This is a genomic window from Kaistia granuli DSM 23481, assembly GCF_000380505.1.
GTDB classification, from domain to species: Bacteria; Pseudomonadota; Alphaproteobacteria; order Rhizobiales; family Kaistiaceae; genus Kaistia; species Kaistia granuli.
On the sequence record NZ_AQYH01000010.1, the window covers coordinates 1 to 23,993 of the forward strand.

The window sequence follows — 23,993 nt, forward strand, 5'->3', positions numbered from 1 at the left end:
CGTCGCGCGCAGCCTACTGGCGCTGATGCCGGAACTCGGCACCCTCACCCGGCGACAGGCCGCGAGCCTGGCCGGCTTGGCCCCGCATCCGCGCGATTCCGGCAACACCAGCCGGCACCGCACCATGCGCGGCGGACGCACCGAACTCAGGCCTTTGCTGTTCATGGCCGCCCTCAGCGCGGCCAGGGCCAACCCCGGCCTGCGCGACTTCTACCGAAGCCTATGCGCCGCCGGAAAGCCAAAGCGCCTCGCGCTCGCAGCCGTCGCCAGAAAACTCGTCGTCCTTGCCAACGCCTTGCTCAAACCAGATGCAACAGAACTGACTTGATGACGTATAGTTCTTCGCCTTTTCAAATAGATACTACCGAAGCGCCGCGCTGGCCGTCGCTTCGGTGACGGCATGGATCGCCGCCGCCGCATCGACGAGACCGGCGCCGAAGATGTCGTCGCGGCCGGGCTTGCCGAGGTCGCGGGCCGTCTTGGTCAGGATGGCGCGGACCGCATCAGGCGCGAGCGTGGGCTGGCGTTCGAGCAGCAGCGCCGCGATCCCGCTCACCTGCGCCGCCGCGAAGGACGTGCCGGAAACCTGCTCATAGGTCCCGTTCGGCGCCGTCGTCAGGATGTCGACGCCGGGGGCTGCCAGCGCGATATAGCCGCCGCGATTGGCGGATTTGTAGATTGCATCGGCCGGATCGGTCGCCGTCACGGCGATAACGGCGGGATGTGCCGCGGGAAAGGCCGGACCCGCCTTCGGGCCGCCATTGCCGGCGGCCGCCACCAGCACGATGCCCCGGTCCTGCGCGGCCGCGAGGCCGGCGGACAGCAGTGTGTCCTCCGGACCGGCGAAGCTCAGATTGACGACGCGCGCGCCGGCACCGGCGGCCTTGTCGAGGCTCTTCAGGATGTCGAGGGTCGAACCCCGGGCGGCGGAACCGTCAGGTGAGAGAAAGCTGTCGAAGGCGAGGATGCGGACTTTCGGCGCGGCGCTGACGAGGCGCTGATGGGCGGCGATCACACCGGCGATCGCCGTGCCGTGCGAGCCGATGGTGCGGGCCGGGCTGGCCGGGTCGAGCGTGCCGGCGAGTTCGGGATGGCTGCCGTCGATGCCGGAATCGATCACCGCGACCAGGATGGATTGGCCTTCTGCAACCGCATGGGCCTCGGCAAGGCGGAGCTTCGCCGGTGCATATTGTACGCTGGCGAGATCGCCTTTGGCGGCCCCTTCCGGTTCAGATTGAAGGGCAAACAGATGGTTCAACTCGCTGGAAAGGATTGTCTTTTCAGATCGGAGCTCTCGCAGGGTGCGCTCGCTGCTGCTGCCCTTGGCGACGCGGGCGCGGACGATCGTCGTGCCGGTCAGATCGAGTTCAACGGTTTCGAGCCGCGTCAGCCGATGCCGCTTCAGGATCGTCTCGGTTGCCTCGGGCGAGGCGGTGGCGAACAGGATTTCGCCGGTGACATGCGGACCGACGGCAGCCACCGCGACCGGTCTGGCGCTGCGTTCCGGTGACTTCCGGGCCGTCGACCGGGTCGATTTTGCCGGTTTCGTCGGCTTGCTCGCCTGGGTCCTGGGCTTCGCTTTCCGAGCGGCGGGGCGTTCGTAGTCCCGCGGCGGCGCCACTTCGCGGTCGCCAAATCCGCCTGCGTTCCCAAGCCCATAGACGATCGCCGGGGCCATCAGGATGACGGGCTGGCCGCGATCGGGACGTCGCGGCTGGTCCGGCCGCTCAGGACGAGGGCGCTTCTGGCGCCGGCGCCAGTCGTCTTCACCATTGGCCGATTGCGCGACCAGCATCCGTTCCACCGCGAAGACGCGCGGTATCGGTATCGTCGCCAGCAGGGCGAAGGCGATGGCGATCCGTGCGAAATGGCGCGTCGACATGGTGTCGCTCCCGGTGAGAAGCCATTGAAATGGAACGTCGAACCCAGTCTGGACCGGTCGTCAGGGCGCCGCTATGACCAGCTTCACCACGCCCTTGGAGTTGGCGAGCGTCTCCTGGACGATCTGGCGCTCCTCGGCGCTCAGGCTTTCCTCGCCGATCCGGAGCTTGAACAGCCCGCCGGCGCGGGGACCGTCGACGATGGTGGCGTTGAGCGAGGTGATCAGCCTCTCGATGTCACCCGCTTTGGCGGCCGGCTCGAAGGCGACGAGCAGATAGGCGCCGGCGGGGTTAACAGCCCCCTCGCCGGAGGCGGTCTGGTAACCTCCCGTTACCCCGCGGCTCCCGATCTGGTTGCCGACGATGCCGCCGAGCACGAGCAGCACCAGCGCGGCTGCGGCGGCGCCCATTCCGAGCTGCGGCGCGGTCAACGCGGCGAGCCGTTCGCCGATCGATCCGAACAGGCGCTCGACCCAGGAAGGTTGCCGGGCGGGAGCGGATTTTCCGATCTCGGCGAACAGCCGGTCGGCCATCCGCGACGAGGGCAGGGGCATCGCCTCGGCGCTGGCGATCGTCTCCAGCCGCTCTTCCTCGATGCGTTCGAGCTGGGCGCGGAGCAGTGGGTCGCCAGCGAGTGCCGCCTCGACATCGCGCCGCTCGGCCGGGGATAGCGTGCCGGCGGCATACCAGGGCAGCAGCGCCTCGATCCGTCCGGGTTCGTCCATCTTGTCGCTGGTCATGGCCAACCTCTATCCAGTCCGGCTTCCCGGCAGAGTTCCGACAGCCGCTTGCGGGCATGGAACACGCGGGTCTTCACCGTGTTCTCCGGTATGCCGACGATGCGGCTGACATCCTCGATCGACTGTTCCTGGTAGTAGACGAGGTCGATCGCCTCGCGGTGCTCCGGCGACAGCCGGTCGATGCAGGCGCGCAGAACGCCGGCCTTGTCGGTCTTCTGCAGGGTTACTTCCGGCGTGTCGTCCTGGTCCTCGATCGTCTCGGCGAACGCGTCGTCGAGCGGCGCCTCGGTGCGGCGGCGGAGCGCCGAATAGGCCTTGAAGCGGGCGATCGACAGCAGCCAGGTCGAAACGCTGGATCGACCCTCGAAACGGGCCGCCTGGCGCCAGACATCGAGGAAGACCTCGGTGACGATGTCCTCGGCGATATCCTCGCGCCGGACCAGCCGGAGCACGAAGCGGTGGACGCGCAAATGATGGGCGGCGAACAGCGACCGCATCGCGGTCTGGTCGCCCTTGGCGATCCGCGCCAGAAGTGGCTCGTCCTCAGTTCCGACCATGGGAGGCCCCGTCCTTCCCGCTTCCTGCGGAGAGCGTGGCGGCAGGCAGGCCCGCGGTCAACTCTCGCTTGAAGGGCCGTGCGGGCGGCGGATCCTGCCCGCCGCCCGCTCGTTGGCGCATCCCGGATCAATCGCAGACGACGACGCGCTTCCAGACCCGACCGACGCCGGGGACGAAGACCCGCTTGCGGACCTTGTAGCATTCTTGGGCAGCGCCGGCGTAGACGGGGATGCCGATATAGATGCCGCCGCCCCAGCCACCGCCCCAGCCGCGATTGCCCCAGCCGCCGTGGCCGCCACCATGGCCGTGACCGCCATGCCCGCCACCATGGCCACCGCCGTGTCCGCCGCCATGACCGCCGCTGAAGCCGCCGGGGCCGCCATGTCCGGGCGCCGCGCTGGCGCTGCTGGTCGAAAGGACCGAGGCGGTGGTGATGGTTGCGATGGCCAGCGCTGCGACGGTGGCGGTGGTGCGGATCGTGTTGAGAATGGTCATCTTGGATCTCCCTCTGGAACCCTGGGATCCGCCCGTTGCGGCCCCGATGACCATTGGTCGTGGCGAGGCGGGAAAAGGTTCACGCCCGTCGACGATTTTTCGAACTTTTCTTGGCGAACGCCGGAAAAGCGCCGATTTCGGCCCGTAGACCGGGTGCGGGGCTTGACCCCGGCGCCAGCATCTTCATCGTCGGGAGCTTGACGCTGCGTCCGGATTCTCGGTCTTGCGCAGCCAGCCGATCTCCTCCGAGAAGCCAATCGAGCTACGACAGGTCTCCCTGATGGCATCCTCCGACATGGCAGCGACCAGCGTTCCCGGCGCTTCCGAACAGCTTTCGACCCGCATCGCCTTCTTCATCGCCGGCTTCGGCATGGCCGCCTGGGCGCCGCTGGTGCCGTTCGCCAAGGCGCGCGCCGGGCTGGACGACGGTGCACTCGGCCTGCTGCTGCTCTGCCTCGGCGCCGGCTCGATCGTCGCCATGCCGCTTTCGGGCGCGCTCGCGGCGCGCTTCGGCTGCCGGCGGGTGATCATCGCGGGATCGCTGATGCTGTGCCTGGCGCTGCCGCTGCTGGCAACCCTGTCGAGCTTCGCCGCGCTGGTGCCGGCCCTGCTTCTGTTCGGCGCCGGTGTCGGGCTCGTCGATTGCGTCGTCAACATCCAGGCGGTCATCGTCGAGCGCGCCAGCGGCCGCACCATGATGTCGGGCTTCCACGGCCTGTTCAGCGTCGGCGGCATCATCGGCGCCGGCGGCGTCAGCCTGGCGATGGCGCTCGGCGCGTCGCCCTTCGTCGCCGCGCTGCTGGTCGTCGCTCTCGTCCTCGTCGCCATCACCAGCGCCGCGCCCAACCTGCTGTCCTATGGCAGCAGCAGCGGCGGCCCCGCCTTCGCCGTGCCGCATGGCATTGTGCTGTTCATCGGCGTGCTCTGCTTCATCGTCTTCCTGACGGAGGGCGCCGTGCTCGACTGGAGCGCGGTGTTCCTGATCCAGGTGCGCGACATCGATCCAACCCATGCCGGCCTCGGCTACGCCGCCTTCGCCGTCACCATGACGATCGGCCGGCTGACCGGCGACTGGATCGTGCGCCATGTTGGCCGCGGCAACATCATCATCTTCGGTGGCCTCTGCGCCGCCGCCGGACTGGCGCTAGCGACGCTGGTGCCGTCCTGGGAGGCGGGGCTTCTCGGCTATGCGCTGGTCGGCGCCGGCTGTTCCAATGTCGTGCCGGTGCTCTACAGCGCGATCGGCCGCCAGAACACCATGCCGGAGCATATCGCCATCCCCGCCGTGACGACGCTCGGCTATGCCGGCATCCTGGCCGGCCCGGCGGCGATCGGCTTCGTCGCCCATGCCTCGAGCCTGACGGTTGCCTTCCTGATCATCGCGGCGTTGCTGGTCGGCGTCGCTGCCAGCAGTCGCTGGCTCCGCCTCTAGGGCGCGGGAGAGGGGGAACGGCTCCGGCGTGTCGGGCGTTGGGTTCGCGTGAGCGAGATCAAATCCCCCGATTTTCCGTGGCAACCGACGGCACGCACGGTTCATCTCTGCCTCGACATGCAGGGGTTGTTCGCGCCGGACGGGCCCTGGCCGACGCCCTGGATGGAGGCCGTGCTGCCGACGATCCTTCGGATCGCGGAACATGCGCCCGAGCGCACGATTTTCACGCGCTTCATCCCGCCGCGCGCTCCTGACGACCGGCAGGGCACCTGGCGAAACTACTATCGTCTGCATAGGGAAACGACGCGGGATGTCGTCGATCCGTCGGCCCTGCGGCTTCTGCCACCGCTGGCGGCTCTGACGCCGCCCGCCATCGTAATCGACAAGCCAGTCTATTCGGCCTTTCTCGGATCGGCCTTGCGGCAGACACTCGCCGAACGATCGGCCGACGGCCTGATCGTCACCGGGGCGGAAACGGATGTGTGTGTCCTGGCGACCGTGCTCGACGCCGTCGATCTCGGCTATCCGGTCTATGTCGTTACCGACGCGATCTGCAGTTCGACGGACGCGTCGCACGATGCCGTGCTGACGCTCTACCGGACCCGCTTCTACCAGCAGGTCCAGACGCTTTCGACCGAGATGGTGCTTTCGCTCTGGCCGGGGCGCTGAGCCCGCGACGTCGCACCGGAATCCGACCTCAGACCCCCATAAGCTCCGGATCGCAGGAAAGAACTTCGGCGATCGCTTCCCGTTCCTCCGGCATCAGGTCGCTGCCCCGTTCGGCCAGCATGATGATGATCAGGTCGACGCCGGAGCGTTCGCTGAGTTCGGCGCAAGTGAGCCCGCGCCATTGCCGCAGCGCGGTCAGGGTCGACATGCCGTCACCGATCGTCGCCATGACGCCTTCCGGCAGATATCCGAACGACGCCCGGCTGATGTCCGCAGATTGAATGGCCATTGTTGCATTCCTCCTGAGCTTCAAATGCGCCAGCGCGCTTTTGGATGCATGAGTGCTGCCTCGGAGCGCAAAATGTGATCGCCTGTCGCGATCCTCGACCTAGCGGGAACGGATCACCACGCAAAAGCTTGTGAAGGCGCGGCAGGCGGGAGACGAGAGGAGGATGCCATGTGGAAGCATGTCTTGATCGCGCTCGCCTTTCTCGCATCCCTGCCGGTTGCTGCCGAAGCCGCGGCTTCGGTGGGATCGACCCGTTTCGTCACCGCGGTTGCCAATGCCGGCACCTTCGAGGTGGAGGCGGCCCGGATCGCGCTGGATCGCAGCCAGAATGCCGATGTGAAGGCCTTCGCCCAGCAGATGGCTGCCGATCACGCCAAGCTGGGCGAGGCGCTGAAGGCCGCCGCTGGCGAAATTCCCATGCCAGCCAAGCTCGATGCCCGGCATGAGACCCTGCTGGCCGAGCTAAAGACGGCGCCGGCCGAGGCCTTCGACGGCACCTATGTCCGGCAGCAGCTCATGACTCACAAGGAGGCCGAGGTGGCGTTCCGGGCGGAGAGCATGAAGGGCGACGATTCCCGGCTGAAGGACTTTGCCACCGAGACGCTGCCGACCATCCAGCACCATCTGGAAATGGCGGAGGCATTGAGAAAGGCCCAGTCGGACTAGGTTTGACCCGCTTCGGCCGTAATCGAACCGTCGTGAAGGGCCTGGGCGAGTGGGCGGTTGGTGATCTTGTCGCGCCGTTGTTCCGGGCGACCCCAACGGTTGCCCGGAGGCGGGATCACGCCCAGCTCAGCGTGATGGCCGCGAGCACCAGATAGCGGCCGACCTTGGCGATCGTGACCAGCAGCAGGAACATCGGCAGCGGCTCGCGCAGGACGCCGGCGACGACGGTCAGCGGATCGCCGATGACCGGCGCCCAGCTCAGGAGCAGCGACCATTTCCCGTAGCGCCGGTACCAGCCCTCGGCGCGTGCCAGTCCGGCCGGGCTGACGGGAAACCACCGCTGGTCGCGAAAGCGGGCTATGCCGCGACCGAGGAACCAGTTGATCAGTGAGCCCAGGACATTGCCGGCGCTCGCCACGCTGAGCAGTAGCCACGGCGAATAATCGGCGAGCAGCAAGCCGACCAGCACGGCTTCCGACTGCATCGGCAGGATGGTCGCGGCGGCCAGCGCCGCCAAGAACAGCCCAGTGTAGGCCGCGAGCTCGGTCATCGGGCGATGCGGTGCCAGCGGGCGGGTGTTGCACCCGGGCGGACAAGTCGGCGGCAGGGCAAGCGGGGCTCTCGGCTGGAAGCGAAGGGACGGCGCCGGGGGGACCATACGCGGCGATGTTCCCTGCTTATGGCGTCGCCCGTCAGCTGGCAACGGCAACAGTGCGGTTTGGCATAGCTCTCGCCATTGGCATGGAGCCGGCCGTAGCCTCGTCCTCCGCCGTCATCCCGACGAAGGCGAGGATCCATGCAGCCGCGACTTCTGCCGGACTCCCCCGACGCTAGGCGGAAATTTTCCGCAAGCGTTCACCCTCGCCATTGCCGAGAGTGGGCCCGGTCGCGTCGGCGAGGCCGGCATCGGCGGCGATGTCGGGCGGCGTCAGGCCGTGGATGGTCACCGGCACCGCGGGCTTCGCGAGCGTCGCGGCCTGCTCGGGTGTTGCCGTATCGGCGAGCACCAGGATCGAGCCGCCAAGCTTCCCGTCTGACCTCCGCTGTCATCCCGGCGAAGGCCGGGATCCATACACATCGGCCCGTGGCTAGTCGGCTGAGCCAAATTTTCCTGGTCGGTGCTCATGGGCCCCGGCCTTCGCCGGGGCGACGGTGCCTTGCTCACCGGCCATGGACTGGATGGCGACATCCGGTGTTCCCTGGACCCTCCTTCGAGGCCCGGCTTCGCCGGACACCTCAGGATGTTGGCTGAGTTTGGTGGGGGAGCGGGGACGCGCCTCTTCGGGAAGGGCGAAGACGCGCGCTGAAGTTCCAATATCGCCACGGGTTGCCCCGGCTCATTTCTCGAACGGGTAGATCGTCTTCCAGTCGTTCTTCATGTCGACGACGAGCCAGCCGCGCTTTGGTGCCTCGTCGAGGGCCTTGTCGAGCTTGCCGACATCGGAGTCCCGGTCATAGGCCCATTCGCGCGCCGCATCGGTATGATGGACGATCATGCCGAAGCGCGGCCCGCTGTTCAGCGTCGTCCATTGCAGCATCTCGAGATCGCCATCGGAATTGCCGGCGGCGAAGACGGGGCGCTTGCCGATGAAGCGGTTGATGCCGACCGGCTTGCCCGGGCCGTCATCGACGAACTCGACCGCCGGCAGCTTCTGGATCGAGACCTTGTCGCCGTCGAGCTTGAACTCGGTCTTGCCTGAGGAGCCGACGACCTGGTTGGGGGGGATGCCGTAGACGCCCTCGGTCCAGGGTCGCATGAACTCGACACCGCCGCCGGAGACGATGAAGGTCTGGTAGTCCCTGGCGCGCAGATAGGCGAGCAACTCCAGCATCGGCTGGAAGACGAGATCCGTGTAGGGCCTGTTGTAGCGCGGCTCGCGCGCCGTCTTGGTCCATTCGACCACTTGCGCGGCGAAGTCCTCGACCGACATGCCGGACGAGCTGGCGGCCAGCAGTTCGCCGAGGCCCTTGTGGCCTGACGCCACCACTGCCTTCATGTCGTTTTCCAGCACGCCCTTGAAGGGCAGCGTGTCCTTCCACTCGGGATGGTCCTTGGCCATCGCCTTGATCCGGTCCATGACGAAGACGCCCTGGAAGTAGAACGGCTTTTCGGACCAGAGCGTGCCGTCATTGTCGAAGGTGGCGATACGGTCGCCGACGGCGATGAAATCGGGACCGGCCGTCGTCGTCCGCGTCACGAAATCGACGATCGCGGTCTTGGCAGCGCCATCGTTCCACGACGGCAGCGGATCGTCCTCGGCCGCCACGGGCAGGACGATGGCGAAGGCGAGCGCGCCCGCCATGCCGAGCCGGATCAGGGTCCGCCGTGTCAGGCGAGCGAAAGCAAGGCTCATGGCGGTCCTCCACTCTGTCGTGACGCTGCCGGATCGGCCGCCGTCCGGCGGACGCAGCGGAAGCCGACATGGCTGGTCGAAGTATCGATCGGCTCGGCGTGGCGGGCGGCCGGGCGGTAGCGCCGGCAATAGTTCGGCGCGCAGAGATGCGAGCCGCCCTTCAGCACCTTGCGCGGGATGCGGATCTCCGGCTGGCGCGGATCGAAGCTGGCTTCCAGCGGTCCGCCGCGCGGGTTTTCCGGCACGCAACACGCCTTCGGCGCATCGGCCGGATGGCGCGTCGACCAGAAGTCCGAAGTCCACTCCCAGACATTGCCGATCATGTCGTAGAGGCCGTAGCCGTTCGGCGGGAACACGCCGACCGGCGAGGTGCGCTCATAGCCGTCGGTCTTGAGGTTCTGCGAGGGAAAGAGGCCCTGCCAGGTGTTGGCCATCTCGCGGCCGTCCGGATTGAGCTCGTCCCCCCAGGCGAACTCGGCCCCTTCGAGGCCGCCGCGCGCGGCGAACTCCCATTCCGCCTCGGTCGGGAGCTCCTTGCCCACCCATTTCGCATAGGCCTCGGCGTCGCTGTAGGCGACATGCACGACGGGATGGTCGTCGAGGCCCTTGATCGAGCTGCCGGGGCCATAGGGCCGGCGCCAGTTGGCGCGGAAGCGGAACGCCCACCATTGCGACCAGTCGCGCGTGTCGACGGGGTGGTCGGGCGGGGTGAAGACCAGCGACCCCGCCTTCAGCATGTGCGGCAGGGCGTTCGGGTAATCCTTTGGGTCGGGGGCGATTTCGGCGAAGGTGACATGGCCGGTCGCCTCGACGAAGCGGCGGAACTCGGCGTTGGTCACCGGCGTCGGGTCGATGAAGAAGCCGTCGACGGTGACGCGGTGGCTTGGCTTCTCTTCCGGATAGTGCACGTCGGAACCCATGCGGAAGGTGCCGCCGGGAACCCAGACCATCGTGGCCTGATGTTCCATCGTGGATTTTGGTCTCTGGCGATTACTGTGGTTCATGAGCAAATCCGATATCGCTTCTTGCGTCTTTCCGTTTTGGGATGATCGAATAGATTGCCGCGTCAGTAGTCATGCCGAAGAGTAGGGTGTCGTTGCCGGCCGTCAACGGCGCGTGTCGCGATGCGCCCTCTCGCGATTGCTAGACCTGCTCGGGGCAACGCTGCGGAGACGCTGAGAAGGCTGACGAGGGCGCTCGCGAGGTCGGATAGGGCTAGTTCGGTGTTGCGGTGGCACAAACGCTCGATCCGTGCCACCGCGTCTTCTCTATTGGCCTCCGGCCGCGTTCTTGAACGACTCATTCAGCTGTTCCTGGATCTGGTCGATCGAGAAGCTGGCCGGCCGCTGTGCGGGTGGGTATTCCTTGAACGTGTCCAGGAACTTTGCCACGTAAGCTTGACCCGCGACCAGCAGGTAGGCGTGGTCGAGGAGCCAGTCGTAATAGGTGTTCGAGGTTACGTCGGCCCGCTCATAGGGATCCGAGCGCAGATCGAACATCTTGGGAACGCGGAGCTTGGTGAACGGCTCGGCCCAGATGGCGAGCGTTCCCGTCGCGCGCTGCTCGGCGAAAACGAGCTTCCAGTTCTCGTAGCGCAGGCCGACGATCTCGCCGTCGTCGTTCAGATAGAAGAACGAGTCGCGGGCGCTCTTGTCGGATTGACCGGTGAGATAGGGAAGCTGGTTATAGCCGTCGAGGTGGTTCTTGTACTGCTTGCCACCAATCGTCGTGCCTTTCAGAAGGCGCTCGGTGATGTCGGTGTCGCCAGCGGCGGCCAGCAGGGTCGGGAACCAGTCCAGCCCCGAGACGATACCGTTGGAGACCGTGCCTTCCTTGATATGGCCGGGCCAGCGGATCATCGCCGGCACGCGATAGGCGCCCTCCCAGTTAGTGTTCTTCTCGCTGCGGAACGGGGTCGTGCCCGCGTCCGGCCAAGAGTTCTGGTGGGGGCCGTTGTCGGTCGTGTAGATAACGATCGTGTTGTCGGCGATGCCCATGTCGTCGATCGACTTCAGCACCGTCCCGATGATTTTGTCATGCTCGACCATGCCATCGGCATATTCGGTCGGGGCGGTCAGGCCCGGAGGGCTGCGGTGCTCGTCGCGGACATGGGTGCGGAAATGCATCCGCGTTGTGTTGAGCCAGGTGAAGAACGGCTTCTTCGCCGTGTTCTGACGTTGCATGAAATCGATCGCCGCCGCCGAAGTCTCGTCGTCGATCGTCTCCATGCGCTTGCGCGTCAACGGCCCGGTGTCCTCGATCTTGCCGTCGGCCGTCGTCCGCAACACGCCTCGCGGTCCGTATTGCTTGCGGAAGGCAGGGTCGCGCGGATAGTTGCGGTTCTCTGGCTCTTCTTCGGCGTTCAAATGATAGAGGTTGCCGAAGAACTCATCGAAACCATGCGCGGTCGGCAGGAACTCGTCCTTGTCGCCCAGATGGTTCTTGCCGAACTGGCCCGTCGCGTAGCCCTTGTCCTTGAGCGCGGACGCGATCGTCACGTCGGACGCCTGGAGGCCGAGGTCCGCGCCAGGCAGGCCGACCTTGGAAAGGCCTGTCCGCAACGTTGTCTGTCCGGTGAGGAAGGTCGAGCGACCGGCCGTGCAACTCTGCTCGGCATAGTAGTCGGTGAACTTCATCCCCCCCTTGGCAATGCTGTCAATGTTGGGAGTCTGGTACCCCATCAGACCGAAACTGTAGGTCGACAGGTTGGTTTGACCGATATCGTCGCCGAAGATGACGAGGATGTTCGGTGGTGCCGCGGACGTCATCGCGTCCTGGGAAAGAGCCGGCGCCATCGGTGCCAGCAATCCCGCGCCAACCACAGCGGCTGACGCTATCCATCTCGCTACTCGCATGGCCTTCTCCTGCGTTTGTGAAGGGTAGGGGCGGTACGGATGCGGAACTTTGTCGGAGGCTCTGGCTAGCGTCACCGGGATGGTGGCGCCTGCGGCGGGCGTCTCGGTGGCCCGCGCCGCCAGGACGCCGCAGCCGGCGGCGACGAAGACGAGGAGGGCCGAACGCGTCATTATGGCGTTTCCTTGGGTCGGGCGGACGCAGGGACTTGCTGCCAATTAGTGCCGCCGGTTTCGACGGCCAGAGGCGATGCATCGGTTCATTCACGACGTCGAGGCACCTCCGCTTGGTATCGCGTTGGCATCGTTGCGGCCGGCTCGCGACGGGTCGTGAAAGGCCGGCATCGCCCGCGCGGTCATTTTTCCGGAAACTGGAGGGGTCGCGGTCAGACGGACGCCCCATCCTGGGCCTTCCTCCGGAGCGGTGCGTGGCATCGCCCCTGACGCCGAGGCCGACGGGCTGCTTGCCGAACTTGAAGATATGGCTGGCGCCGGGATGGATCGGGTCCGTCCATTCCTCGGCGTCCCTGTCATAGGTCGCCTCCGTGTTCAGCGTGATCGCCGTCGTACCGGGAATGCGCAGCAACGCCGAGAAGAAGCCGGCGCCCTGATGCCAGCCGATCGTCGGGGGGCAGCCTGCAAGCAGCCTAGGGGCGACGATCGGCGTGGTCCAGTGCCTTTTTAAGTCTAGAATCAATGAAAGTATGTGTTGATTCGATTTCTGGAAATTATCGATCCGAATTTTATTTCATTGGATTGCTTCAATATTTGAACCGAAGGATGTTTTTGTAAAAGACGACGAGAATTATGCAGCTTCCGCTGCGCGATTCGAGTTGGGGCCGGACATGGCGGAGGGCCCGGTTCGCTGTTGCGGCCCGCGGGCTTGCCGCCCACTGCCGGGCGCTCCTGCTCGCCTGTGAACCGGCTGACGCTTGAAATGGGTCGCCGCATTCGCTAGGAGGGGCTCGCGCTGGACGACCTGCGCCGCGGTGACAATCGGGGACGGCCCCGCCTTCTGAGAGGGGGCGGCCGTGGCCGGACCTATCGAACAATTCGAGATCAAGCCACTTCTGCATCTGTTCGAGGTCGGCGGTATCGAGATCGTGCTGACCAATTCGGCCCTCCATATGGGGCTGGCCGTGGCGATCATCTTCGGCTTCCTGATGCTGGCGACCCGCAGGGGCCTGTTGATCCCCTCCCGCTTCCAGTCCTCGGCCGAACTGCTCTACACTTTCATCCGCGACATGCTGCGCGAGAATGTCGGGTCGGGCGGCATGCGCTTCTTCCCGCTCGTCTTCTCGCTGTTCATGTTCGTGCTGGTCGCCAATCTGATCGGCATGTTCCCCTATGCCTTCACGGTCACCAGCCAGATCATCGTCACCTTTTCGCTGGCGATGACGGTGTTCCTGACCGTGACGATCTATGGCATCGCGCTGAACGGCTTCGGCTTCTTCCGGCTGTTCCTGCCATCCGGCGTTCCGCTCGTACTGGCGCCGATCGTCATCCCGATCGAGATGGTGTCCTACCTGTCGCGGCCGATCAGCCATTCGGTCCGTCTGTTCGCCGTGATGCTGGCCGGACATATCACCCTGAAGGTCTTCGCCGGCTTCGTCGCCGATCTGAGCGGCGCCGGCACATTGGGCATCGCCACCGCCATCCTGCCTCTGGTGATGACGGTCGCCCTGACCGGCCTCGAATTGCTGATGTCGCTCATTCAGGCCTATATCTTCGCCATGCTGACCTGCATGTATCTGAACGATGCGTTGCACCCAGCGCATTGACCCCGGTGTGCGCGAAAGGACGGCCACGGGCAGGATGACCTGTCCGCTGGAAAGAAGCCCTCGGGACAACCCGTTTCGCACATAGGCAAAACAAATGGCCTGGATCTATCTCATCATCGCCGGCATCCTGGAAGTTGTCTGGGCGTTTTCGATGAAGCAATCGGAAGGTTTCACCAAGCTGATCCCGACGATCGTCACCCTCGTGATGATGATCGGCAGCTTCGGTCTGCTTTCGATATCGATGCGGACCTTGCCGCTCGGCACCGCCTACACGATCTGGACCGGCATCGGCGCGGTCGGCGCCTTCATCGTCGGCATCGTTGTGCTGGGCGAGAGCGCATCGCCGACCCGGATCGCCGCGGCGGCGATGATCGTCTGCGGACTGATCGTCATGAAGGTCTCGTCGAGCTGAGCCGGGCGGCCGCCGGATCCCACGTTCCAGGGCCCGCATCCTTCGCCGGATGCGGGCCTTTCTGTATCCGCCGACGCTTGGCGGTCGAGCATGGCCCCCTGCGCGGGCAGGAGAGGCGGTCGCGGGTAGTGATCGCTACCTGGCCCAGGCGTTGGAGCCGATCCGTCGCCGCCAGGCAGGCTGAGCGGCTCTAGCTGTTGTCGCTGCTGCTTTGCGCCGCACCCTTCGCCGCCGCTCCGGCGCCGGGGGCGATGCCCGGCCGCTTGCCGAAGCCGAGCGACTTGGAAAGCGCGGAGCGCGCTGCGCTATAGCCGGGCGCGACCATCGGGTAGTCGGCCGGAAGGTTCCACTTGGCCCGGTATTGCTCAGGCGTCAGGCCGAAATGGACCTGGAGATGGCGCTTCAGCGTTTTGAACTTCTTGCCGTCTTCGAGGCAGATGATGAAGTCGGGCGTCACCGACTTCTTGATCGCCACGGCGGGCGTCAGTTCCACCGGCGCCGGCTCGGCGTCGTCGCTAAGGCCTTCGAAGGTAGCATGCACATTGCCGATCAGCGCGGCCAAGTCCACCTGGCTCACGAAGTTATGGGCAACATAACTGGCGACGATGTCGGCAGTCAGGTACATGAAATGGTTGTCGTCTGGCTTCTGTGTGTCGGTCACTGCATTTTCCGTTAGTATTTTTCTTTGCTCTTTCTATTGTGCATGAAGAACATTTGCAAATCTATGCGAGAATTCGCCGCTCTTGATAAGCGGGTGTCGCTGGCGTGAGTATCCATCCCCAGGCGCTGTGCATAGGAGGTTCGGTTTTTTTCTGCGTCGTTGCGATGGGCTAGGTCGTCGTGCTTTGCGCATCTTCAAGCCGCGAGGATGCGTTGAACGATTCCTTCCCCGTTGCGTTCTCGCAGCGGCATTTTCGGATCCGGACTGGCGCGATGGCTCCATCGTGCACAGCGTTGCGAGTCCCGCGGCGCTGGGCGGATCGGGTCGGCTGGCGATGCGGCTTGTCGAGGTCGGGAACTTGGGGAGGTGCTACGCGGTTGGCAGGAGCGGGGCGTTGCGCCCATCATCGATCAAGGATCCTCCCCGGAGGGGAAGCCAGCTCATTCAATGATTTGGGGAAGATCGATGGTCGGAGTGGCAGGATTTGAACCTGCGACCCCCTCGTCCCGAACGAGGTGCGCTACCAGGCTGCGCTACACTCCGTGACCGCCGATGAGCCGGGTTATAGACAGAGGATTCGCCAGCCGCAAGGGGAGAGTTGCGCGGTTCGAACAGCCCTGTGGATGACCATTGCAGAGGGCTGTTGATGACGGGGTGCATGCACCGTTGCGGGCGCGCGTCCAACCGTCTATACGACGGGCGCTGCGGTGCTTTCGGGCCCGCCTGCTGGGGCGTCGCCAAGCGGTAAGGCAGCGGTTTTTGGTACCGCCATTCGGAGGTTCGAATCCTCCCGCCCCAGCCATATCTCAAGAAAACGCGCCGTCGGTGAATAGGCGATCGCAGGCAGGCTCTGCGGCGAACCGTGATCTTGCGGGCCAGCCGATCCTTGGCTTCCCCGCTCCTGCCATGTGCCCTTGCGTATCGGGCGACATGGTCCAAAGCGGTCGCCGCGGCGGCCTGCGAGCTGTGTGCACTTTTGTCGTGCGCAAGGAAGGGGACACAACCTCCTGCGGGACGGTCCAGGGGCTCGGCCGACAAGTGGGATCGCACGGCCCGCGCCGGGGCGGCGAATGAGGTGAGACCTGGTGACGCTGGACCGTTGGATCTGCGAAGACCAGCGGCTGAAGGCTATTCGCATTTCGCCGTCCGTGCCGAGCGCGACGGCCAGGTGGTCGCGCCACGCCGTCCGACTACCGCCGCATCGGCCGGTTGCGTTCCGCCCCGGTTGAGTGAAGGCGGAGGCGGGACAATGTCGTTGCCCGAAACAGCTGCCGGCCGCCTTGATGAACGGGAAGTCCTACTGACAGCGCATCGCGCTGGCGTGGTTGCGCTGGTCCAGGAGCTTGACCAGGAGCTCGACCCGCGACGAGACCTCGAGCTTCAGATAGGCGCGCTTGCGGTGCGTCTTGACCGTCTCTGCGCCGACCTGGAGCATGCCGGCGATCTCTTTCTCGCCGACACCGGAGATCAGCAGCCGCATCACTTCCATCTCGCGCGAGGAGAGGCTGTCGCTGCCGAGCCGCTTCAGCGCCGCGTGGATCGGATCCTCGCCGGCCTGCAGATGCAGGGTGCGGTTCTCCCAGTGGCGCTTGCAAATCGCCATCAGCGAGGACTGGATCGGCTCGATCGCATACAGGTCCTGGGCGCTGAAGCCGCGGTTGCCGGTCCGGTAGAGCGCGACCTGGACCGTGTCGCGGTCGGAAACGCGCAAGGCGATGTCCAGCTCCTTCAGGCGCTTGGGCCAGCCCGCGGTCAGGTAGCCGATTTCTTCCTGCGTATCGATCTCGAGGATTTCCGTCGCGGTCGAGGGTTTGTCGAGAACGGGGCTGCGCGCCAAATTCTCCATCAGGTAGAAGCCGCTCTGGATGTTGCGGCGGTGCATCTGGAAGAAGGGGCTGTGCTGGAAAGTGTGCTTTGCGTAGGACTCCAGCACGTCGCTGCCGATCCGGTCCGGCGACGAGGCGGAGGTGACTTCGACCAGCTTGTCGTCGTGGTAGAGCGAGATCATCGCCAGGTCGAACGAGATCAGCTCATGCATGGTCTCGGTCAGATGGCGGTCGAAGTCCGGCTGTTCCGATGCGAAGATCAGGCGCGCCAGGGCATCGTCGGACCGGCGCGTCGACACGGGCCTGGATGACCGCGGAGCCGCCAGCGGCGAAACGGGTTTGAAGTTTGACGAGGACAATGCTTCTCCCCTTGTCTTCGGTGTCGGCCCCGCAGGGATTCAGCCGATTGAACGGCCGCCGTCAATGAAAAACACGGATCTGGACGCTGAGGCGACGTCGCAGGCGGCCAAGGAGGGCGCGGTACCGCCGGGATCGCGGTGCGGGAGCCGGCCGCCACGGCGATCGGGCTTGGCAACGCGCTGACGAGTTTGCCGCGGCGACGCTAGGGCAGGGGCCTGGATCCGGCCGTTCCCCCGTCCGCGCCGGCGGCGGTCTCGCGTGCCTGTCCCCCCGCCGGAGGATATTGGCCCCGGATCGCGTCTGGTATGGAAGCCGATCTTTGAGTTCATTGGGAGGAAGTTATGAACGCCAAAACCCTGCTCGCCTCGGTATTCTTCATCGCCGGCGCCGGTCTCGCGCAGGCTGCCGATCCGATCGGCGTCGCGACCAACATCGCCAACGTGCCCTTCGAGTTCCAGGACGGCAACGGTGTCCTGATGGGCTTCGAGGTCGACATCCTGCGCCTCGTCGGCGAAAAGCTCGGCCGGCCCGTCGAATTCCAGGAAATGCCGTTCCAGAGCCTGTTCGCCGCCGTGCAGTCCAGCCGCTCGGATGTGGCCATCGGCTCCATCACCATCACGCCGAAGCGCCTCGAATCCGTCGCGTTCACCCAGCCGCTGTTCGACGCGGACCAGTGCCTGACCGTCGGCTCGAAGAGCGGCATCGAGGGCGTCGAGGGAATGGGCGGCAAGACGCTCGCCGTGATCACCGGCACGACCGGCGAGATCTGGGCGACCGACAATGAAGGCAAGCTGAAGTTCGCATCGGTCAGCCGCTACGACAGCAACCAGGATCCGATGATGGACATCGCGACCGGTCGCATCGACGGCTTCGTCCATGACTGCCCGATCGACGCCTACTACATCAAGGACAAGCCGCAGTTCAAAATCGTCGCCACCATCCCGACGAACGAGCAGTTCGGCCTGATGCTGCCCAAGAACAGCCCGCTGCTCGAGGACATCAACAAGGTGCTGACCGAGCTGAAGGAAAGCGGCAAGATGGCGGAACTGCACGAGAAGTGGTTCGGCATGGCTCCGGCTAAGGATTCGAGCACCGTAAAGGTTCTGCCGATTCCGGCGGCGAACTGATCCTTTCCCCATCCCAATAAAGTCCGGCCTGCCAGCGTGCGGGCCGGACCTATATCCGAGGGGGCCGCATGGACCTGATCACGACTTTCTTTAACATCGACGTGCTGAGGCAGGCGGCGCCCTTGCTGCTGCGGGGCTTCTGGCTGACCATCCTTCTGGGCGCCACCAGCCTCGTCATTTCGTTGTCGCTCGGCCTGCTGCTGGTGCTGATCCGGCTCTATTCGCCGAAGCCGCTGCGCTGGCTGGCGGTTGCCTATATCGACATCTTCCGCGCGCTGCCGCTGCTGGTCCTTCTGATCCTTGTCTACTACGCGCTGCCTTTCGTCGGCATCCGGCTTTCCTCGTTCTGGGCCGCGACGGCCGCGCTGTCGCTGGTCGCCTCCGCCTATATGGCCGAAACCTTCCGCGCCGGCATCGAGGCCGTGCCGCGGGGCCAGTTCGAGGCCGCGCAGACGCTCGGCTTCAGCTGGCCGCGCATGATGGCCGACATCATCCTGCCGCAGGCCATGCGCCTTGTCGTGCCGCCGACCACCGGCGTCTCGATCGGCCTAATCAAGGATACGGCGCTCGCTTCGGTCGTGGCGCTGCCCGACCTGCTCAAGCAGGCGACGCAGACGCAGGCCTTCTACGCCAACCCGTCGCCGCTGGTGGGCGCTGCCCTTCTCTACCTGGTCCTGCTGCTGCCGCTGGTGCGTCTGGTCAGCATCCTCGAAGCTCGCCAAAAGCGCTCGCGCTGATGGCTGTCCGCAATCCAGGAGCAACAGTCATGAGCCAGAAAACCGCTTCGCCCTCGGGCACCGATCCGATCATCACGATGCGGAAGGTGGAGAAGCACTACGAAACGTTCCATGCGCTGCGCGACATCAATTTCGATGTGCGCCGTGGTGAGGTCGTCGCGATCATCGGGCCGTCCGGCTCGGGCAAGTCGACGCTGATCCGCTGCATCAACCGGCTGGAGACGATCTCGTCGGGCGAGATCGTGGTCGACGGCACCAAGGTGGAAGACGGCAAGAGCCTCGCCCTGGTGCGCGCCGAAGTCGGCATGGTCTTCCAGCAGTTCAACCTGTTCCCGCATATGAGCGTTCTGCGGAACGTCGCCATCGCGCCGATGCGCGTGCGCGGCATTCCCAAGGCCGAGGCGGAGAGCCGGGCCCGGCAATTGCTGGAGCGCGTCGGACTTTCCGCCCATGTCGACAAGTACCCGGATCAGCTTTCGGGCGGCCAGCAGCAGCGCGTCGCGATTGCCCGCGCGCTGGCCATGGAACCGCTGGTCCTCTTGTTCGACGAGCCGACCTCGGCGCTCGATCCGGAAATGGTCGGCGAAGTGCTCGACGTGATCCAGAGCCTGGCGGCCACCGGCGTCACCATGCTGGTCGTGACGCATGAAATGGGGTTCGCCCGCCGCGTTGCTGACCGCGTCGTCTTCATGGAGGCCGGCCAGATCATCGAGCAGGGCGCCCCGAACGACCTCTTCGACAATCCGCAGACGGATCGCGCCTGCGCCTTCCTGAGCGCCATCATGCACAGCGCCGGCTGATCGCCCCAACCCGAAAGCCATGACGATGATTGATACCGCCGTTGAAGCGCGGCCCGCCGTCCGCGCGCTGTCCAGCTCGCTCATCCGCGAAGTCGCCAATGCCGCGATGGGCAAGGCCGACGTGCTGCCCTTCTGGTTTGGCGAATCCGACCGGCCGACCGCGCAGTTCATCCGCGACGCGGCGGCCGCGTCGCTGGGCGAGGGCGAGACCTTCTATTCCCAGAACCTCGGTCGCCCCTATCTGCGTGATGCCATCGCCGCCTATCTGACCAACCTGCACGGTCGCGAGATTTCGGTCGACCGCGTGGCGGCGACCGGATCCGGCATGACCGGCCTGCAGATCGCCAGCCAGCTCGTGCTGTCGCCCGGCGACCGGGTGGTGGCGGTGACGCCGCTCTGGCCCAATATCAGCGAGGTTCCGCTGATCCTCGGCGCCAAGGTCGACCGGGTGTCGCTGTCGGTGCAGGACGGGCGCTGGACGCTGGATGTCGACAAGCTGATCGCGGCGCTGACTCCGGATACGCGCATGGTCATCATCAACTCGCCGAACAATCCGACCGGCTGGATGATCGACGACGAGAGCATTGCGGCGATCCTGGCCCATTGCCGCAAGCACGGCATCTGGATCCTGGCCGACGACGTCTATGAGCGTCTGGTATATGACCCGGCGCCGCGCTCGGCCCCGTCCTTCCTGCGCCACTACGAGAAGGGCGACCGGATCATCTCGGTCAACAGCTTCTCGAAGTCCTGGTCGATGACCGGCTGGCGCATCGGCTGGCTGGTCCTCCCCGACGGTCTTGCCCAGGATGCGACGAAGCTGATCGAATACAACTTCTCCTGCATCTTCGAGCCGTCGCAGCGCGCCGCCGCCACGGCGCTGGTCGATGGCGAGGCGGAAGTGGCGCGGATGCGCGCCCAGCTCGTCAGCACGCGCGCGCTGCTGGTCGACGGGCTGAGCGGCCTGAACCGCGTCAGCGTGCCCGATGCCGGCGGCGCGATGTATGCGTTCCTGAAGATCGAGGGTTACGACGACTCGCTCGCCTTGGCGCAGCGTCTGGTCCGCGAGACCGGGCTCGGCCTCGCGCCGGGCCGCGCCTTCGGCCCCGAGGGCGAGGGTTGGCTGCGCTGGTGCCACGCCACGTCCGAAGCGAAGATCAACCAGGGCCTCGAGCGTCTGCGCGACTTCCTGCGCAAGTAGGATCCGTGGCCCGCGCGTCTGGCGCGGGCATGGCGGCGGCGCCAGGCGCGCGCTCTGGAAAATTACCGAAACCCGATGCGGCCGGATGGCCGCGTCGGGTTTCGACGTTTCTGGAGGACTGGTCGGCGCGATCCGGGACACGCTCGAACGGCGCGCGGGCGATAGGCCGTTCCGTCGCTCATTCGCAGCCGATGCCGTCCTCGTCGCGGTCGAGATGCGGTCCATAGCCGGGATCACCGATGCGGACCGGCGCGGCGCCGGCGGCGCGGGCTTCCGAACAATTGCGATAGGGCCGGCCGGGGTCGACGAACCGCGGCACCGCCGCCCGCGCCGGCGCGTTTCCGCCCGGGGTAGCCGTCGCGCTCCGGTGGCAATGATAGCCGCCGCGCTTGCGATCGTTGTGGCAGCCCTCCGCATTCAGCCCGCCCGGATGCGCCAGGGCGGCCGTGCTGGCGAAGAGGGACAGCGCAAGCATGCAAATGCCGGACAAGAGGAGAGACGGGGGCATGATTCCGGGGAGGTCGGGACAGGCGAGACTGCAACGTTAGGCTGAACCGACAGCCGCGGGCCAGCGCCAAACGGGTCCCGGCCTCGCCGGCACCGATCGCCGCAGTACAAAAAAGCCCGCGTGAAAATTCCACGCGGGCTGGTTTTGTCGGGCGCGGCGGGCGCGGGCACTCAGGCGTCGATGTCGACGTCCTTGGTCTCCTTGCCGAGCAGCAGCGCGATCAGCGTCAGCACCGCCATCGACGACAGGTAGATGCCGACCCAGAACGGGCTGCCGCCGCCATAGCTCCAGAGCGCGACCGCGACGAAGGGCGCGACCGCGGCGCCGAGGATCGACGAGACGTTGTAGGAGATGCCGGAGCCGGTGTAGCGCACATTGGCCGGGAACAGTTCCGGCAGCAGCGCGCCCATCGGCCCGAAGGTCATGCCCATCAGCGTGAAGCCGAGGATCAGCCAGGCCATGACACCGACCGTGCCGGCGGCGAGCATCGGCGTCCAGACGAGCCCGAACAGGATGATGGCGAGCGTGACGACGATCAGCGTCTTGCGGCGGCCCCAGCGATCGGCCCAGGGGCCGGAGGCAAGCGTGAAGATGCCGAAGAAGACGACGCCGATGATCATCATGACGACGAAGGTGCGGTAGTCGTAGCCGAGGCCCGGCAGCGCGGCGTCGATCGCGGCGCGGCCATAGCTGAGCGAGAACGTCGTCATCAGGTAGAACAGCACATAGGTCGCCAGCATGTAGAAGGTGCCGAGGATCAGCTCCCTCCAGTGCAGCTTGAAGGCGGCCGCGAGCGGCACCTTCTGCACCTTGCCGGTCTCGACGGTCTTCTCGAAGGCCGTGCTCTCGACGAGGTTCAGCCGGACCCAGAGGCCGACGATCACCATCACGACCGAGAACAGGAACGGAATGCGCCAGCCCCATTCGAGGAAGGCGGTCGACGGGCGCGACGGATCATCGGACGGCATCAGCGCCGCGATGATCAGGAACAGGCCGTTGGCGATGATGAAGCCGATCGGCGCGCCGAGCTGCGGGAACGTGCCGAAGATGGCGCGTTTTCCGGGCGGCGCGTTTTCCGTGGCGACCAGCGCCGCGCCGCTCCATTCGCCACCGAGCGCGAAGCCCTGCGCCAGGCGCAGGATGACGAGCAGGCCGGGCGCCAGCCAGCCGACCATGGCATAGGTCGGCAGCAGGCCGATCAGGAAGGTGGCGATGCCCATTGTCAGCAGCGCGCCGACCAGCGTGATCTTGCGGCCGCGCTTGTCGCCGAGATGGCCGAAGAAGATGGCGCCGATCGGCCGGGCGACCATCGCCGCGCCGAAGATGGCGAAGGAGTTCAGCAGCGCCGTCGTCTCGTTGCCGGCCGGGAAGAACAGGTGCGGGAACACCAGCACGGCCGCCGTCGCATAGACGTAGAAGTCGTAGAATTCGATGGTGGTGCCGACCAGGCTCGCGAGGATGACGCGCGAGCGTGAGTTGGCGGGGGCGGCAGGCGACGCTGCCGCGGCGGTCGATGACATGACGAAATGGCTCCACGAGGACGAAGCAGCATCGACCCGGGACGAACAAGCCCACCCTCGCGCGTGACAGGGGTGCGATGCTCGCCGGAGCGAGCGCGTCCGTTCGGTCGTGTTGCCGACTTTTGGAATTATCGAGGGAGCGTATAGCCGAGGTTCGGCCGGAGTGCACGTCCTGAGTTCCCGGCGTGTCGACATCGAGAACCACCGCCCAGGCGCTTTCAATCCAGAAGGGTGCCAGTAGAGGCTTGCAGCCTGGCGTGTCGCGGCAAGATCACGCCGCCGCCGATACTGCGTGGGCATTTCGACAAGCCCTTGGCGTGGCACGTCCCGACAACCTCGCGGCGCGTCGCGGGAGGGTGGCATTCGGGGGGAACCGGGGCCCGGAAGCCTGCGGAGCCGGCCTTCTGCGGGCCGGAACGGCGCGCGGAAAAATCCGCGCGCCGGTGGGCAAACTACTTGTCGGCCATGCGCTTCAACCGGTCGAGCACTTCGGCGACGACGATGTTCGGCGGCGGCTGGCGGGTGCCGGCCTTCAGGTTGCTCGGCACGTTCAGGCGCTCCTTGACGGCTTCGATATCGACATCCTTGGCGCCGGGGATCGAGGCGACGAAGGCCATGATCGCCGTCATGCCGGCATCGATGTTGCGCATGGCGTGATTGATCTCGTCGATCAAAGCCTTGGTGTTTGGTTCCATTACGCCGTTCTCCTTGGATGGGCGCGGCTTGATCCCATGAATTGCTGGAACTGTCGACCCTGGGGGAGGCGGTTTGGCAGGGAAGGATCCAGCGGGCCGACAGGCCGGCGGACCGGGCGGCCGGCTGCGTCTCCGCGACGCGTGATTCGGCCGCCCTTGCGTCGCCCCGCAGCTGTCATGGTGTGTCGTGAAGCGTCAGGGTGTGTCGTAAGGGCAACATGGCGAAAATTTTGCTGCCGACCTGCAACCTGGAATCTGCCTGTCGACACCGCGGCACGGCCCGCGATTATTTGTTCGGTTTACGAACCATATTACCGGCATGTAGTTCAAATTTCGAACTAAATTCCATTATTCTGCACTATTAGGTTGCATTAATCGACGATTGGCAACGATCGGAGTCATTCAGGTTGCATAATGCAACTCAAAGAGGTGG

The 23,993-nt window shown here is 65.7% G+C and carries 25 protein-coding genes and 2 tRNA genes; 11 read left to right on the top strand and 16 right to left on the bottom strand.

What is annotated here, in order from left to right; translation table 11 throughout:
• Positions 1 to 328, top strand: a 328-nt coding sequence (locus G342_RS0115095; RefSeq protein WP_018183996.1) for a transposase, incomplete at its 5' end; no start/stop codon positions are given.
• A gap of 33 nt (positions 329 to 361) precedes the next feature.
• Here the strand turns inward: G342_RS0115095 and G342_RS24265 are convergent.
• The 4 genes from G342_RS24265 to G342_RS0115115 form a co-directional block, all read right to left on the bottom strand.
• Positions 362 to 1,882 carry a S8 family serine peptidase gene (locus tag G342_RS24265; protein WP_018183997.1) on the bottom strand — a complete coding sequence of 507 codons (1,521 nt, stop codon included), beginning with the start codon at positions 1,880 to 1,882 and terminating at the stop codon, positions 362 to 364.
• 60 nt (positions 1,883 to 1,942) lie between these two features.
• Positions 1,943 to 2,620 carry a zf-HC2 domain-containing protein gene (locus G342_RS24270; RefSeq protein WP_018183998.1) on the bottom strand — a complete coding sequence of 226 codons (678 nt, stop codon included), beginning with the start codon at positions 2,618 to 2,620 and terminating at the stop codon, positions 1,943 to 1,945.
• A complete protein-coding gene (locus G342_RS0115110) occupies positions 2,617 to 3,177 on the bottom strand; it encodes a sigma-70 family RNA polymerase sigma factor (RefSeq protein ID WP_018183999.1) in 561 nt (186 codons plus the stop codon). The genes G342_RS24270 and G342_RS0115110 overlap by 4 nt, the downstream gene beginning before the upstream one ends.
• A gap of 127 nt (positions 3,178 to 3,304) precedes the next feature.
• Entirely contained in the window at positions 3,305 to 3,673 is a 369-nt protein-coding gene (locus G342_RS0115115; RefSeq protein WP_051094266.1) for a hypothetical protein, read from the bottom strand.
• A 280-nt stretch (positions 3,674 to 3,953) separates the two neighbouring features.
• Between G342_RS0115115 and G342_RS0115120 the strand changes: the two genes are divergently transcribed.
• Both G342_RS0115120 and G342_RS0115125 read left to right on the top strand, forming a co-directional pair.
• Positions 3,954 to 5,105 (top strand): MFS transporter, encoded by a 1,152-nt coding sequence (locus tag G342_RS0115120; protein ID WP_026304470.1) that lies wholly within the window; start codon positions 3,954 to 3,956, stop codon positions 5,103 to 5,105.
• A gap of 48 nt (positions 5,106 to 5,153) precedes the next feature.
• The gene (locus tag G342_RS0115125) at positions 5,154 to 5,774 is read left to right on the top strand and encodes a cysteine hydrolase family protein (RefSeq protein WP_018184001.1); all 621 of its coding nucleotides are present in this window, start codon (positions 5,154 to 5,156) and stop codon (positions 5,772 to 5,774) included.
• Positions 5,775 to 5,802: 28 nt separating this feature from the next.
• Here the strand turns inward: G342_RS0115125 and G342_RS0115130 are convergent, their stop codons facing one another.
• Positions 5,803 to 6,063: a hypothetical protein gene (locus G342_RS0115130; RefSeq protein WP_018184002.1), complete on the bottom strand. Its 261-nt coding sequence runs from the start codon at positions 6,061 to 6,063 to the stop codon at positions 5,803 to 5,805.
• Positions 6,064 to 6,231: 168 nt separating this feature from the next.
• Between G342_RS0115130 and G342_RS0115135 the strand changes: the two genes are divergently transcribed.
• Entirely contained in the window at positions 6,232 to 6,729 is a 498-nt protein-coding gene (locus G342_RS0115135) for a DUF4142 domain-containing protein (protein ID WP_018184003.1), read from the top strand.
• A 115-nt stretch (positions 6,730 to 6,844) separates the two neighbouring features.
• Here the strand turns inward: G342_RS0115135 and G342_RS0115140 are convergent, their stop codons facing one another.
• The 5 genes from G342_RS0115140 to G342_RS0115160 all read right to left on the bottom strand — a co-directional run bounded on the left by G342_RS0115140 (position 6,845) and on the right by G342_RS0115160 (position 11,878).
• Positions 6,845 to 7,279, bottom strand: coding sequence for a YqaA family protein (locus G342_RS0115140; RefSeq protein WP_018184004.1), 435 nt, complete (start codon positions 7,277 to 7,279; stop codon positions 6,845 to 6,847).
• 280 nt (positions 7,280 to 7,559) lie between these two features.
• On the bottom strand, positions 7,560 to 7,736 hold the full coding sequence (locus G342_RS26065; protein WP_018184005.1) for a hypothetical protein: 177 nt from the start codon (positions 7,734 to 7,736) through the stop codon (positions 7,560 to 7,562).
• Between the two features lie 330 nt (positions 7,737 to 8,066).
• A complete protein-coding gene (locus G342_RS0115150) occupies positions 8,067 to 9,083 on the bottom strand; it encodes an HAD family hydrolase (RefSeq protein ID WP_018184006.1) in 1,017 nt (338 codons plus the stop codon).
• A complete protein-coding gene (locus G342_RS0115155) occupies positions 9,080 to 10,051 on the bottom strand; it encodes a formylglycine-generating enzyme family protein (RefSeq protein ID WP_018184007.1) in 972 nt (323 codons plus the stop codon). The genes G342_RS0115150 and G342_RS0115155 overlap by 4 nt, the downstream gene beginning before the upstream one ends.
• 300 nt (positions 10,052 to 10,351) lie before the next feature.
• Positions 10,352 to 11,878 carry an arylsulfatase gene (locus G342_RS0115160; protein ID WP_018184008.1) on the bottom strand — a complete coding sequence of 509 codons (1,527 nt, stop codon included), beginning with the start codon at positions 11,876 to 11,878 and terminating at the stop codon, positions 10,352 to 10,354.
• Between the two features lie 1,088 nt (positions 11,879 to 12,966).
• Between G342_RS0115160 and G342_RS0115170 the strand changes: the two genes are divergently transcribed.
• A complete protein-coding gene (locus G342_RS0115170) occupies positions 12,967 to 13,716 on the top strand; it encodes a F0F1 ATP synthase subunit A (protein WP_018184010.1) in 750 nt (249 codons plus the stop codon).
• Between the two features lie 94 nt (positions 13,717 to 13,810).
• Positions 13,811 to 14,128, top strand: a complete 318-nt coding sequence (sugE, locus tag G342_RS0115175; RefSeq protein WP_018184011.1) for a quaternary ammonium compound efflux SMR transporter SugE — start codon at positions 13,811 to 13,813, stop codon at positions 14,126 to 14,128.
• Positions 14,129 to 14,318: 190 nt separating this feature from the next.
• Here the strand turns inward: sugE and G342_RS24275 are convergent, their stop codons facing one another.
• Together G342_RS24275 and G342_RS0115185 are read right to left on the bottom strand one after the other, a co-directional pair.
• Positions 14,319 to 14,789: a MucR family transcriptional regulator gene (locus tag G342_RS24275; RefSeq protein WP_018184012.1), complete on the bottom strand. Its 471-nt coding sequence runs from the start codon at positions 14,787 to 14,789 to the stop codon at positions 14,319 to 14,321.
• Positions 14,790 to 15,255: 466 nt separating this feature from the next.
• Positions 15,256 to 15,332: transfer RNA gene (locus G342_RS0115185), tRNA-Pro, on the bottom strand.
• Positions 15,333 to 15,516: 184 nt separating this feature from the next.
• Between G342_RS0115185 and G342_RS0115190 the strand changes: the two genes are divergently transcribed.
• Positions 15,517 to 15,591: transfer RNA gene (locus G342_RS0115190), tRNA-Gln, on the top strand.
• Between the two features lie 495 nt (positions 15,592 to 16,086).
• Here G342_RS0115190 and G342_RS25355 read toward each other — a convergent pair.
• Positions 16,087 to 16,914, bottom strand: coding sequence for a response regulator transcription factor (locus G342_RS25355; RefSeq protein ID WP_018184013.1), 828 nt, complete (start codon positions 16,912 to 16,914; stop codon positions 16,087 to 16,089).
• 402 nt (positions 16,915 to 17,316) lie between these two features.
• Here G342_RS25355 and G342_RS0115200 point away from each other — a divergent pair, with 402 nt between their 5' ends.
• The 4 genes from G342_RS0115200 (at position 17,317) to G342_RS0115215 (ending at position 20,837) form a co-directional block, all read left to right on the top strand.
• Positions 17,317 to 18,102: a transporter substrate-binding domain-containing protein gene (locus tag G342_RS0115200; protein ID WP_018184014.1), complete on the top strand. Its 786-nt coding sequence runs from the start codon at positions 17,317 to 17,319 to the stop codon at positions 18,100 to 18,102.
• 68 nt (positions 18,103 to 18,170) lie between these two features.
• Positions 18,171 to 18,839: an amino acid ABC transporter permease gene (locus G342_RS0115205; RefSeq protein WP_018184015.1), complete on the top strand. Its 669-nt coding sequence runs from the start codon at positions 18,171 to 18,173 to the stop codon at positions 18,837 to 18,839.
• A gap of 29 nt (positions 18,840 to 18,868) precedes the next feature.
• Positions 18,869 to 19,639: an amino acid ABC transporter ATP-binding protein gene (locus tag G342_RS0115210; RefSeq protein ID WP_018184016.1), complete on the top strand. Its 771-nt coding sequence runs from the start codon at positions 18,869 to 18,871 to the stop codon at positions 19,637 to 19,639.
• A gap of 19 nt (positions 19,640 to 19,658) precedes the next feature.
• Positions 19,659 to 20,837 carry a pyridoxal phosphate-dependent aminotransferase gene (locus tag G342_RS0115215; RefSeq protein ID WP_018184017.1) on the top strand — a complete coding sequence of 393 codons (1,179 nt, stop codon included), beginning with the start codon at positions 19,659 to 19,661 and terminating at the stop codon, positions 20,835 to 20,837.
• A gap of 178 nt (positions 20,838 to 21,015) precedes the next feature.
• On the opposite strand, the gene G342_RS0115220 is transcribed toward G342_RS0115215, so the two are convergent.
• From G342_RS0115220 to G342_RS0115230, 3 genes are all read right to left on the bottom strand, one after another.
• Positions 21,016 to 21,312: an excalibur calcium-binding domain-containing protein gene (locus G342_RS0115220; protein ID WP_026304473.1), complete on the bottom strand. Its 297-nt coding sequence runs from the start codon at positions 21,310 to 21,312 to the stop codon at positions 21,016 to 21,018.
• 203 nt (positions 21,313 to 21,515) lie between these two features.
• Entirely contained in the window at positions 21,516 to 22,865 is a 1,350-nt protein-coding gene (locus tag G342_RS0115225; protein ID WP_018184019.1) for an MFS transporter, read from the bottom strand.
• A gap of 452 nt (positions 22,866 to 23,317) precedes the next feature.
• Positions 23,318 to 23,560: a hypothetical protein gene (locus G342_RS0115230; RefSeq protein WP_018184020.1), complete on the bottom strand. Its 243-nt coding sequence runs from the start codon at positions 23,558 to 23,560 to the stop codon at positions 23,318 to 23,320.
• Between the last annotated feature and the right edge of the window lie 433 nt (positions 23,561 to 23,993).